Below are 11,521 nucleotides of genomic sequence, written 5' to 3'. Positions count from 1 at the left end.
TGGCCGGGGCCGGCGCGGCCTTGGCGGGGGGCGCCTTGGCCTTGGCCGGCTTGGCGGGGGTGGCGGGCGCCACGCTGTCCTCCGCCACGATCCGCGCCAGCGGCTTCTTGCGCGGCGCCGGGTTGCCGGCCACCGCGTCCAGCGCGGCGGCGATGTCCTCCACCAGGTCCTCGACATCCTCGAGCCCGACCGAGAGCCGCACCGCGCCCTCGCCGATGCCGAGGCGGGCCCGCTCCTCCGCCGGCACCCGCATATGGGTGGTGGTGGCGGGGTGGGTGATCAGGCTCTTGGCGTCGCCGAGGTTGTTCGAGATGTCGATGACGCGCAGCGCGTCCATGAAGCGGAAGGCGGCGTCCTTGCCGCCCTTCAGCTCGAAGCTGACCAGCGTGCCGCCGCCCGACATCTGCTGCTTGGCCAGCGCGTATTGCGGGTGGCTGGCGAGGTAGGGGTAGCAGACGCGCGCCACCTCGGCCCGCTCCTCCAGCATCTGGGCGATGGTGGCGGCGCTGCGGCACATGGCGTGGACGCGCAGCGGCAGCGTCTCCAGCCCCTTCAGGATGACCCAGGCGTTGAAGGGGGAGATCGAGGCGCCGGTGTTGCGGGTGAAGGGCTGCAGCACCTCCTCGACCCACTTCTTCGCGCCGAGCACGGCGCCGCCCAGCACGCGGCCCTGGCCGTCGAAATGCTTGGTGGCGGAATAGACCACCACATCGGCGCCGTATTTCATCGGCTTCTGCAGCAGGGGCGTCGCGAACACATTGTCGACCACGACGATGGCGCCGGCCGCGTGCGCCAGGTCGCAGACCGCCTTGAGGTCGACCAGCTCCAGCATCGGGTTGGAGGGGGTCTCGAGCAGCACCGCCTGGCAGGGGCGGCGGAAGGCGGCCTTCCACTGGGCGAGGTCGGCGCCGTCGACGAATTCCGTCTCGATGCCGTAGCGCGGCAGCAGGGTGGAGACGATCCAGTGGCAGGAGCCGAACAGGGCGCGGGCGGCCACCACCCGGTCGCCGGCCTTCAGATGCGACAGCAGCGCGGCATGCACGGCGGCCATGCCGGTGGGCGTGGCGCGGCAGGCCTCGGCGCCTTCGAGCGCGGCCAAGCGGCTCTCCAGCATCTGCACCGTCGGGTTGCCGAAGCGGGAGTACTGGAAATGGCTGACCTCGCCGGTGAAGGTCTGCTCGGCCTGCAGCGCGCTGTCATAGGCGAAGCCGGAGGTGAGGTAGAGCGCCTCGGAGGTCTCGTCGAAATTGCTGCGCATCTGCCCGCCGCGGACCAGCAGGGTGGCGGGGCGCAGCGGTCGGTCGGAACTGGGCTTGGCCATGGGGCGGGCTGCTCTCGGATCTGGCAACGACCCGGCCCGGTCGGCGGGGCACGCGCACGCCCCCCGCACGGCCGTTTAGCGCGGTTGTTTATGCTCGCCGCAAGCTGGCCGGACAAATCGCGAGCGCCCCGCGAAACGGGACGGGCGGACCTTACGCCCGGCTTGCCGAGGGCACAAGGGCAGGCTAAAAGCGGCGCCGAGGCGGGCGTAGCTCAATGGTAGAGCTCTTGGTTCCCAACCAAGTGACGAGGGTTCGATTCCCTTCGCCCGCTCCATCTCCCGCCAATCCGCGTTCCCCCGCCACCACGGTAAGCTTTTGCTGACCCGAATCCCCGCATCCTGCGTTAGCAGGCCATGCAGATGAGGGATGCGCCGCGCGTGGTCGAGGATCCATTGCTGAACCTCCTGGCCCAGAACGCGGAGCGGCGGCTCTCCTCCGCCGAGCTGGAGCTGGTGCTGGAGGCGCTGCCGGTGCCGCTCAGCTGGGCCAGCCTGCCGGATGGGCGCATCCGCTTCATGAACCAGGCCTTCCGCCGCTGCTACGGCTACACGGTGGAGGATTTTGCCGATGTGGCCGACTGGATCCGCCACGCCTATGTGCGCGCCGAGGACCGGCACCGCATGCGCGGCATCTGGCAGGGGCTGTGGCAGTCCGGCGGGCGCGGCCATTCGGTGATCGCCGACACCGAGCTGGAGGTCCGCTGCGCCGATGGCACGCTGCGCACCGCGCTGCACCGCGGCATCGTGCTGTACGAGATCGGCATCGGCATCGCCACCTTCGACGACATCACCCTGCGCAAGCAGGCCGAGCGCGCCGCCTGGCGCTTCGCCCATGAGGATTGCCTGACCGGCCTGCCCAACCGCCGCTACCTGCAGCAGCGCTGGGCGGAGGCGGCGGCGCAGCCCGGGGGCGGAGAGCAGGTGCTGGCGCTGCTCGACCTCGACGCCTTCAAGCCGGTGAATGACCGCTACGGCCATGAGGCGGGGGATGCCGCGCTGGTCGAGGTGGCGGCGCGCCTGCGCGCCCTGCTGCGGCCGCAGGATGTCGTCTGCCGCCTGGGCGGCGACGAATTCGCCCTGCTGCTCGCCCCGCCGGCGGATATCGCGGCGGTGGAGGCGCTCTGCGCCCGGCTGCGCGAGGCGCTGTCGCGCCAGCTGCCGGGCCTGGGCGGGCACCGGCTGGATGTGACGCTCGGCCTGGTGCGGGTGGCGCCGGCGACGACCGCCTTCGCCCAGGCCTATCGCCGCGCCGATGCCGCGCTGTATCGCGCCAAGCATGCCGGCAAGGGCGGCTGGCGCTGGGCGGCGGAGGCGGATGCGACGGAGGAGTGAGGTCGCGCGGCCGGCTCAGGCGTGGCCGGCGCTGCCGGAGAGCAGCAGCGGATCGACCCTCAGCTTGGCCAGGGCCATGCGCCATTTGTCGTCGGGCGGGCCCTCGAACAGCAGCGCCTCGTCGGCCGGCACGCTGAGCCAGGCGTTGCGCTGGATCTCGTCCTCCAGCTGGCCCGGCCCCCAGCCGGCATAGCCCAGCGCCAGCAGGCCGAGGCGCGGGCCGCCGCCGCCGGCGATCGCCTTCAGGATGTCGACGCTGGCGGTCAGCGCCAGCTCGCCGGTGACCTTCAGGCTGCCCTCGCTGGACCAGTCGGCGGTGTGCAGCACGAAGCCGCGCCCGCCCTCGACCGGGCCGCCGGCCATCAGGCGGATCTGCCGCTGCGGCGGCGTGGGCTCCACCTCCAGCTGGCGCAGCAGCTCCTCGAAGCTGAGGTTGTCGAGCGGCTTGTTCAGCACGATGCCCATGGCGCCATCGGCGGAGTGGGCGCAGAGGCAGATGACCGAGCGGACGAAGCGGGGGTCCTGCATGCCGGGCATGGCGATCAGCAGCTGGCCGCCGAGATAGCCGGCCTGCAGCAGCGGCTCCCGGCCTTTCCGGGCGGTCCGGGGCCGGCCACCGAAGGCCTCGGGAATCTCGTCCTCGCGTGCGCGTCTTGCCATGGCGGATCAAAATGGCGGGGGGGCGGCCGGCGCGCAAGCATCTCGCGACCGCCTCCTGGCGCTGGGGCGCGCCGTTGGGAGGGGCCGTTGACAGGCCGGCGCGTGGCATGAAATGCCGGAGCCTCCGCAGGAGGACACCCAGCCCATGACCATCCAGACCGGCGATTCGATTCCCGCCCTGACGCTGACCGAGGCCACCGCCGAGGGCCCGCGCGAGCTCTCCACCGAGGCGCTGTTCGGCAGCGGGACGGTGGTGCTGTTCGGCGTGCCGGGCGCCTTCACCCCCACCTGCTCGGCCCGCCACATGCCGGGTTTCCTGCAGGGTCTGGACGCGCTGAAGGCCAAGGGCGTGGACAAGGTGGCCTGCATGGCGGTGAACGATGCCTTCGTGATGCAGGCCTGGGCCAAGGACCAGGGCGCCGAGGGGAAGGTCACCATGATCGCCGATGGCTCGGCCGCCTTCACCAAGGCGCTGGGGCTGGAGTTCGACCTGACGGCGCGCGGCCTGGGCCTGCGCTGCCAGCGTTTCGTGCTGGTGGCCAAGGACGGCAAGGTGGCGCATGTGGCGGTCGAGGCACCGGGCGCCTTCGAGGTGTCGAGCGCCGAGGCCGTGCTCGCCGCCCTCTGATTTCTTCCGGTTGTGTGGGGGCGGTGCCCCCGCCTGGATGGGGCGCGTTCTTCGGGACGCGCCCTTTTGGGTGTGCCGGCGCCCCCCGTGCCCTGGCTGCCTGCCGCGTCCCGCTTCCCCACGAGGCGGCGGCAGCCCGACAGAAAAACAAGCCTTATTCTTGGAGGCGGGTTTCGCGGCCCCGGTACCAGATCAGGGGCAAAGCGTGGCGGGTCTCCTCCGGCTGGGCCAGCCAGAGGCGGAACTCGCCCAGGACGCGGGCGGTGATCGGCGCCACGGGCAGGGCGAGCAGCCCTTCCAGCTTGTGCCAGGCCAGGTCCTCCAGCTCGCCCGAGCCTTGCAGGGTGCCGCTGGCGCGCTCGGCCGGGGCGATGAGGAAGCGGGCGTTGAAGCGGATCGGGCTGGCGGGCGGCGTGACCGCGCGGCAGAGATAGGCGAAGGCGTCCAGCTCCGGCGCCGTGGCGCCGAGGCGCAGGCCGGTCTCCTCCTCCAGCTCGCGCGCGGCGGCGATGGCCAGCGCCCGGGCCAGGCGTGGCGGGGCGCGGCGTTCCAGGGCGGCGCGGGTCTCGGGGCGCAGCTCGGTGGCGGCGGGGGCGGCGCGGTCGGCGAGGTCGACGCGGCCGCCGGGGAAGACCAGCCGGTTGGGCATGAAGCGGTGGCCGGCGGCGCGCAGCCCCATCAGGATTTCGACCGTGCCGTCCTGGCGGCGGCGCCACAGCAGCAGGCTGGCGGCGTGGCGCGGGAAGGCGGGGCGGCCCCGGGGGCGGTGGCGGGCGCGGCGGGCGGCGCCGGGGGCAGGGGGAGCGGCGACATGGCAGCAGCCTTGCACCGCGCGGCTCCTGCGGAAAGATGCCAACTTCTTGACAATCGAGGGGGTCGGGCGCATCTGCCGAAAGCGGACAAGAACGGTCCGCTTTGAGGAGAAGGTCCGCGTGTTGCGGCTGTCGAAACTCACCGATTACGCCGTGGTGGTGCTGGCGCGGCTGGAGGCCGAGGGCGGGGTGCAGACCGCGCCGGGCTTGGCGGCGGCCACCGGCATCGCCGAGCCGACGGTGTCCAAGGTGCTGAAGCATCTGGGCCATGCGTCGCTGGTCGAGGGCTTGCGCGGGGCGCGCGGCGGCTACCGCCTGGCGCGGCCGCTCTCCTCGATCCCGCTGTCGGATGTGATCTGCGCCATCGACGGCCCGATCGCGCTGACCGCCTGCGTGGATGGCGCGACCGGGGGCTGCGAGGCCGAGGGGCTCTGCCCCGTGCGCGGCCGCTGGGACCCGGTGAACGAGGCGATCCGCGCCGCCCTCTCCGCCATTTCCGTGGCCGATATCGCCGCGCCGCGCAGCGCCCCTGGCTGCCGCCGCCCGGCCGTCTCCGCCGCTCTGTCCGCCCTATCGGCCTCCCTGCCGGCCGCTGAGTAGGATCACGACCAATGCCTGCCGTCACCGAGACCATCGACGCCGTCCAGTCGGTCACCCAGGGAACCTACAAGTACGGGTTCGAGACCGAGATCGACATGGAGTTCGCGCCCAAGGGGCTGAACGAGGACATCGTTCGCTTCATCAGCGCGAAGAAGAACGAGCCGGCATGGCTGCTGGAATGGCGGCTGAAGGCCTTCGCGCTGTGGAAGACGATGGAGGAGCCGCGCTGGCCCGCCGTCTCCTACCCGCCGATCGACTACCAGGATGCCTATTACTACGCGGCGCCGAAGCAGACGGTGAAGCCGAAGTCGCTGGACGAGGTCGATCCCGAGCTGCTGCGCACCTATGAGAAGCTCGGCATCCCGCTGAAGGAGCAGGCGATCCTGGCCGGCGTCGAGGGCGCGGGGGACACCCCGGCCGAGGGCGGGCGCATGCCGGTGGCCGTCGATGCGGTGTTCGACAGCGTCTCCGTCGCCACCTCCTACAAGGACCGGCTGGCGAAGGAGGGCATCGTCTTCTGCGCCATCTCCGAGGCGGTGCAGGAGCACCCGGAGCTGGTGCGGCAGTATCTGGGCAGCGTGGTGCCGCAGGGCGACAATTTCTTCGCCGCACTGAACTCGGCCGTCTTCACCGATGGCAGCTTCGTCTACATCCCGAAGGGCGTGAAGTGCCCGATGGAGCTGTCGACCTATTTCCGCATCAACGCCAAGAGCACCGGCCAGTTCGAGCGCACGCTGATCATCGCCGAGGAAGGCTCCAGCGTCTCCTATCTGGAGGGCTGCACGGCGCCGATGCGCGACGAGAACCAGCTGCACGCGGCGGTGGTCGAGCTGGTGGCGCTGGATGACGCCTCGATCAAGTACAGCACGGTGCAGAACTGGTATCCGGGCGACGAGAACGGCAAGGGCGGCATCTACAACTTCGTCACCAAGCGCGGCGCCTGCCGCGGCAAGCGCTCCAAGATCAGCTGGACGCAGGTGGAGACGGGGTCGTCCATCACCTGGAAGTATCCGTCCTGCATCCTGCAGGGTGACGAATCCGTCGGCGAATTCTACAGCGTGGCGATCACGAACAACCGCCAGCAGGCCGATACAGGAACAAAAATGTTCCATATCGGCAAGAACACGCGTTCGACCATCATCTCGAAGGGGATCAGCGCGGGCTTCGGGCAGAACACCTATCGCGGCCTGGTCAAGATCAGCCCGAAGGCGTCCGGCGCGCGCAACTTCACCCAGTGCGATTCCCTGCTGATCGGCGACCAGTGCGGCGCGCACACCGTGCCCTATATCGAGAATCGCTGCATGACCGCCAAGGTCGAGCATGAGGCGACGACCAGCCGCATCGCCGAGGACCAGCTCTTCTACTGCCGCCAGCGTGGCCTGTCCGAGGAGGACGCGGTCGGCCTCATCGTCAACGGCTTCTGCCGCGAGGTGCTGAAGGAGCTGCCGATGGAGTTCGCGGTCGAGGCGCAGAAGCTGCTGCAGATCAGCCTCGAAGGCTCGGTCGGCTAAGAATTCTGGCGCCTTCCGCGCCATTGATCGCGAAGCTGCACGGGTGGCGCCTGCCAGCGCACCCTCGAGGACGGAACTGAAAGAAGATGTTGAAGATTGAAGGGCTGCGCGCCGAGGTCGAGGGCAAGGAGATCCTGAAGGGGATCGATCTCGAAGTGCCGGCGGGCGAGATCCACGCCATCATGGGCCCGAACGGCTCGGGCAAGTCCACGCTCTCCTACGTGCTGGCCGGGCGCGAGGGCTATGAGATCACCGGCGGCAGCGTGACCTTCCACGGCCAGGACCTGCTGGCGATGGAGCCGGAGGAGCGCGCGGCCACCGGCCTGTTCCTGGCCTTCCAGTACCCGGTCGAGCTGCCGGGTGTGGGCAACGCCAATTTCCTGCGCACCGCGCTGAACGCCATCCGCCGCTCCAAGGGCGAGGCGGAGCTGGACGCGATGCAGTTCCTCAAGGTGGCGCGCGCCCGCATGAAGGCGCTGTCGATGCCGGAGGACATGCTGAAGCGCGGCGTCAATGTCGGCTTCTCCGGCGGCGAGAAGAAGCGCAACGAGGTGCTGCAGATGGCGCTGCTCAACCCCAGCATGGCCATCCTGGACGAGACCGATTCCGGCCTCGACATCGACGCGCTGAAGATCGTGGCCGATGGCGTCAACGCCATGCGCGGCCCGAATTTCTCCTCGCTGGTGATCACCCACTACCAGCGCCTGCTCGACTACATCGTGCCGGACAAGGTGCATGTCCTGATGGGCGGCCGCATCGTGCAGACGGGTGGGCCGGAGCTGGCGCATCAGCTGGAGGCCTCGGGCTACGGCTCGGTGCAGGCGGCATGAGCGCGCCGGTCCTGACGGGGGCCGCCGGCTTCCTGCACCGCTATGAGGGGCTGCGCGCGCGGCTGCCGGGCCAGGGCCTGCCCTGGCTCACCGCGCTGCGCGAGCGTGGCATCGAGGCCTTCCGCGCGCTCGGCCTGCCGACGCGCCGGGTCGAGGCCTGGAAATACACCGACCTCGCCCCCGTGGCGCAGGCCGGCTTCGCCGAGCCGCTGACGCCGGTCGATGGCGCGCTGCCTTTGCCGCGCGCCGCGGCGCCGAAGCGCATCGTCTTTGTCGATGGCCGCTACCGCGCCGACCTGTCGGATTCCGACGCGCCGGTGAAGAGCCTGGCCGCCAACCTGCCGGCGGCCGAGGGGCTGCTGGGCAGCGTGGCGCGCCTCGACGATCTGCCGCTGGTGGCGCTGAACACCGCGCTGTTCGAGGATGGCGTGCTGATCGATCTCGGCCCCGGCGAGGATGGCGGGGTGGTCGAGGTGCTGCATGTGACGCTGGCCGACCGGCCGGTCGCCGCGCATCCGCGCCATCTGGTGCGGCTGGCGGAGGGCGCCAAGCTGGTGCTGATCGAGCGCGCCTGGGGCCATGGCGTGGGCGGCACGGAAAGCCGCACCCTGCACAGCCCGGTCTGGGAGTTCGCCGTCGGCAAGGCTGCGCATGTCACCCATGCCCGCCTGCAGCAGGAATCGCTGAGCGGCGTCCACCTGGCCACCACCTTCGCCCGCGTCGAGGCCGAGGGCACCTATGACAGCTTCCTGCTGCATGCCGGTGCGAAGCTCTCGCGCTCCGAGGCGCATGTGGTGCTGGCGGGGCCGAAGGCGGCGGCGCATCTGAACGGCGCGCAGCTGCTGGCCGATGGCCAGCATGGCGATTGCACCACCTTCCTCGACCATGCGGCGCCGGATTGCCCGAGCCGCCAGACGGTGAAGACGGTGCTGTCCGGCAAGTCGCGCGGCGTGTTCCAGGGCAAGATCCATGTCCATCAGGTCGCCCAGCGCACCGATGGCTACCAGATGAACCAGGCGCTGCTGCTCTCCGACCAGGCGGAGATCGACAGCAAGCCGCAGCTGGAGATCTACGCCGACGATGTGAAGTGCAGCCATGGCGCCACGGTGGGCGAGCTGGACGAGGCCCAGCTCTTCTACCTCCGCGCCCGCGGCATCCCGGAAGAGACCGCCCGCGCCATGCTGATCGAGGCCTTCCTGCTGGAAGCCGTCGAGGGCGTGGCCGACGAGACGGCGCGCGCCGCGCTCTCCGAGGTGGTGGCCGGCTGGTGGGAGAAGGTGGCGTGAGCAGCGCCGCGGTGGCACCGGTGGAGGCGGGCGGCTTCGATGTCGCCCGCATCCGCCAGGATTTCCCGATCCTGTCGCAGACGATTCGCGGCAAGGATCTGGTGTTCCTCGATTCCGGCGCCTCCGCCCAGAAGCCGCGCCAGGTGATCGAGGCGATGACCGGGCTGCTGGAGCGCCGCTATGCCAATGTGCATCGCGGCGCCTATTTCCTCTCCGAAAGCGCGACCGAGGCCTATGAGGCGGCGCGCCGCGCGGTGGCCGGCTTCCTCGGCGCCGCGACGGAGCGGGAGATCGTCTTCACCGGCTCCTCCACCAACGCCATCAACCTGGTGGCGCATTCCTATGGGCGTGGCGTGCTGAAGCCCGGCCAGGCGGTGCTGGTCTCCGAGATGGAGCACCACGCCAATCTCGTGCCCTGGTTCATGCTGCGCGACAGCCACGGCATCGAGCTGCGCATCGCCCGCGTGACCGACAGCGGCGAGCTGGACCTGGCCGACCTGGAAGCCAAGCTGGCGGATGGCAAGGTCGGGCTGGTCGCCGTCACCCACATGTCCAATGTGCTGGGCACGGTGACGCCGGCCGCGCGCATCGCCCAGATGGCGCATGCGCATGGTGCCAGGCTGCTGCTGGACGGCTCCCAGGCGGCGGTGCATCGCCGGGTCGACGTGCAGGCGCTGGACTGCGATTTCTACGTCTTCACCGGCCACAAGCTCTACGGCCCCACCGGCATCGGCGTGCTGTGGGGGCGGATGGAGCTGCTGGAAAAGATGCCGCCCTTCCTCGGCGGCGGCGATATGATTTCCGAAGTGTCGCTGGAGGGCTTCCGCCCCGCCCCCGTCCCGGCGAAGTTCGAGGCCGGCACGCCGCCGATCACCGAGGCGGTCGGGCTGCACGCCGCCATCGACTATGTCCAGGCCATCGGCATGGAGGCGATCGAGGCGCATGAGCGCCATCTGGTCGACCACGCCATGCGCAGGCTCTCCGGCATCGAGGGGCTGCGGCTGATCGGCCAGGCGCAGGATCGCGGCGGGGTCTTCGCCTTCGCGCTCGACAACGCCCATGCGCATGATTTGGCGACATTGCTGGACCGCGTTGGCATCGCGGTGCGCTCGGGCCGCCATTGCGCCGAGCCGCTGCACGCCCGATTTAACGTCGAGAGCACCTGCCGCGCCTCCTTCGGGCTCTACACCACCGAGGGGGAGGTCGATTACCTGGCCGAGGCGCTGGACAAGGCGCGGGAGTTCTTCCGCTGATGTTCGACGATCTGCGTGATCTCTACCAGGAAGTCATCCTGGACCATGGCCGCAAGCCGCGGAATTTCCGCCGGCTGGAGGAGGCCGACCGGCATGGCCGCGGCGACAACCCGATGTGCGGCGACCGCATGGAGCTGTGGGTGAAGCTGGCCGGCGATGGGCGGCTGGACGATGTCGCCTTCCAGGGCAAGGGCTGCGCCATCTCCATGGCCAGCGCCAGCCTGATGACCGAGACGGTGCGCGGCAAGACCCAGGACGAGGCGCGCGAACTGGCCGGCAAGTTCCGCGAGCTGGCGATGACCGGGCACTGCCCGGAATGCGGCGCCTCGCTGGAGGAGGAGATGGAGCGGCTGCAGGTGCTGGGCGGCGTCGCCGAGTTCCCGAGCCGGGTGAAATGCGCGACGCTTGCCTGGCACACGCTGGTGGCCGCGCTGGATGACAGCGGCAAGGAGGCGAGCAGTGAGTGACGGCACCACCACCCCCGACACCGCCGCCCCGGCGGCCGCCGGGCACGGCGCCTGGACGCCGGAGGGCGAGACCACGCCGCGCGTCAGCGAGGATGCGGTGATCGGCGCCATCGCCACGGTCTACGATCCCGAGATCCCGGTGAACATCTATGAGCTCGGCCTCGTCTACGCCATCGAGCTGGGCGCCGACGGCACGGTCAAGGTCGAGATGACGCTGACCACCCCCTCCTGCCCCTCGGCGCAGGAGCTGCCCAGCCAGGTGGAGGAGGCGATCCGCCTGCTGCCCGGCGTCAAGGATGTCGGGGTTGAGGTTGTCTGGGATCCGCCCTGGGACCCCTCGCGCATGAGCGAGGATGCCCGGCTGGCGCTGAACATGTTCTGAGGGAGGGAGGCATGAGCACCACCACCGCCCCGCGCCCGCCGCGCGCCCTGCCGCCGCTGATGCAATTGTCGGAGGCGGCGGCCGAGCGGCTGCGCGGCCTCTACGCCAAGGGGCAGGAGGGCAAGCTGCTGCGCGTCGCCGTCAGCACCAAGGGCTGTTCCGGCATGGCCTATGACCTCACCTGGGCCGATGCGCCGGGCCCCGGCGACGAGGTGGTGACCGACAAGGGCGTCACCGTGCTGGTGGACCGCAAGGCGACGCTGTTCCTGATCGGCACCACCATGGATTACGAGGTGAAGGCGATGTCCGCCGGCTTCACCTTCACCAATCCGAACGAGAAGGGCCGCTGCGGCTGCGGCGAGAGTTTTCACGTGTGACGCCCGCGCCGGGCCGGCTCGCGGCCCGGCGCGGCCCTCGCCCTCGCGTGGCCAGGCCGCTC

General features: G+C 70.5%; 13 protein-coding genes, 1 tRNA gene and 1 riboswitch. Of the genes, 11 read left to right on the top strand and 3 right to left on the bottom strand.

Annotated elements, in window-relative coordinates:
* Positions 1–1,321, bottom strand: a 1,321-nt coding sequence (metZ, locus tag HMPREF0731_RS06705; RefSeq protein WP_007003300.1) for an O-succinylhomoserine sulfhydrylase, incomplete at its 3' end; no start/stop codon positions are given.
* A 55-nt stretch (positions 1,322–1,376) separates the two neighbouring features.
* Positions 1,377–1,455: riboswitch (SAM riboswitch) on the bottom strand.
* Between the two features lie 67 nt (positions 1,456–1,522).
* On the opposite strand from metZ, the gene HMPREF0731_RS06700 reads away from it, so the two are divergent.
* Positions 1,523–1,596: transfer RNA gene (locus tag HMPREF0731_RS06700), tRNA-Gly, on the top strand.
* A gap of 85 nt (positions 1,597–1,681) precedes the next feature.
* Positions 1,682–2,653: a sensor domain-containing diguanylate cyclase gene (locus HMPREF0731_RS06695; RefSeq protein WP_157135943.1), complete on the top strand. Its 972-nt coding sequence runs from the start codon at positions 1,682–1,684 to the stop codon at positions 2,651–2,653.
* A 15-nt stretch (positions 2,654–2,668) separates the two neighbouring features.
* On the opposite strand, the gene HMPREF0731_RS06690 is transcribed toward HMPREF0731_RS06695, so the two are convergent.
* A complete protein-coding gene (locus HMPREF0731_RS06690; protein WP_007003298.1) occupies positions 2,669–3,313 on the bottom strand; it encodes a YqgE/AlgH family protein in 645 nt (214 codons plus the stop codon).
* 145 nt (positions 3,314–3,458) lie between these two features.
* Here HMPREF0731_RS06690 and HMPREF0731_RS06685 point away from each other — a divergent pair, with 145 nt between their 5' ends.
* The gene (locus HMPREF0731_RS06685) at positions 3,459–3,941 is read left to right on the top strand and encodes a peroxiredoxin (protein WP_040611985.1); all 483 of its coding nucleotides are present in this window, start codon (positions 3,459–3,461) and stop codon (positions 3,939–3,941) included.
* A 154-nt stretch (positions 3,942–4,095) separates the two neighbouring features.
* Here the strand turns inward: HMPREF0731_RS06685 and HMPREF0731_RS06680 are convergent, their stop codons facing one another.
* Positions 4,096–4,770: an NUDIX domain-containing protein gene (locus HMPREF0731_RS06680; protein ID WP_245538257.1), complete on the bottom strand. Its 675-nt coding sequence runs from the start codon at positions 4,768–4,770 to the stop codon at positions 4,096–4,098.
* Positions 4,771–4,873: 103 nt separating this feature from the next.
* Here HMPREF0731_RS06680 and HMPREF0731_RS06675 point away from each other — a divergent pair, with 103 nt between their 5' ends.
* The 8 genes from HMPREF0731_RS06675 to HMPREF0731_RS06640 all read left to right on the top strand — a co-directional run bounded on the left by HMPREF0731_RS06675 (position 4,874) and on the right by HMPREF0731_RS06640 (position 11,459).
* Positions 4,874–5,353: an SUF system Fe-S cluster assembly regulator gene (locus tag HMPREF0731_RS06675; protein WP_040611983.1), complete on the top strand. Its 480-nt coding sequence runs from the start codon at positions 4,874–4,876 to the stop codon at positions 5,351–5,353.
* Positions 5,354–5,364: 11 nt separating this feature from the next.
* The gene (gene sufB, locus HMPREF0731_RS06670; protein WP_007003294.1) at positions 5,365–6,864 is read left to right on the top strand and encodes a Fe-S cluster assembly protein SufB; all 1,500 of its coding nucleotides are present in this window, start codon (positions 5,365–5,367) and stop codon (positions 6,862–6,864) included.
* An 86-nt stretch (positions 6,865–6,950) separates the two neighbouring features.
* Positions 6,951–7,694: a Fe-S cluster assembly ATPase SufC gene (gene sufC, locus HMPREF0731_RS06665; RefSeq protein WP_007003293.1), complete on the top strand. Its 744-nt coding sequence runs from the start codon at positions 6,951–6,953 to the stop codon at positions 7,692–7,694.
* Entirely contained in the window at positions 7,691–8,980 is a 1,290-nt protein-coding gene (gene sufD / locus HMPREF0731_RS06660) for a Fe-S cluster assembly protein SufD (RefSeq protein ID WP_007003292.1), read from the top strand. The genes sufC and sufD overlap by 4 nt, the downstream gene beginning before the upstream one ends.
* The gene (locus HMPREF0731_RS06655) at positions 8,977–10,233 is read left to right on the top strand and encodes an aminotransferase class V-fold PLP-dependent enzyme (protein WP_007003291.1); all 1,257 of its coding nucleotides are present in this window, start codon (positions 8,977–8,979) and stop codon (positions 10,231–10,233) included. The genes sufD and HMPREF0731_RS06655 overlap by 4 nt, the downstream gene beginning before the upstream one ends.
* Positions 10,233–10,700, top strand: coding sequence for a Fe-S cluster assembly sulfur transfer protein SufU (sufU, locus tag HMPREF0731_RS06650; RefSeq protein WP_007003290.1), 468 nt, complete (start codon positions 10,233–10,235; stop codon positions 10,698–10,700). The genes HMPREF0731_RS06655 and sufU overlap by 1 nt, the downstream gene beginning before the upstream one ends.
* Positions 10,669–11,082, top strand: coding sequence for an SUF system Fe-S cluster assembly protein (locus HMPREF0731_RS06645; protein ID WP_083854450.1), 414 nt, complete (start codon positions 10,669–10,671; stop codon positions 11,080–11,082). Before sufU ends, HMPREF0731_RS06645 begins: the two co-directional genes overlap by 32 nt.
* A gap of 11 nt (positions 11,083–11,093) precedes the next feature.
* On the top strand, positions 11,094–11,459 hold the full coding sequence (locus HMPREF0731_RS06640) for a HesB/IscA family protein (RefSeq protein ID WP_007003288.1): 366 nt from the start codon (positions 11,094–11,096) through the stop codon (positions 11,457–11,459).
* Positions 11,460–11,521: the final 62 nt, after the last annotated feature.

This window comes from Pseudoroseomonas cervicalis ATCC 49957, assembly GCF_000164635.1.
GTDB lineage: Bacteria > Pseudomonadota > Alphaproteobacteria > Acetobacterales > Acetobacteraceae > Pseudoroseomonas > Pseudoroseomonas cervicalis.
The sequence above is the reverse complement of the archived record's forward strand: the minus strand, read 5'-3'. Positions and strand labels throughout refer to the sequence as shown.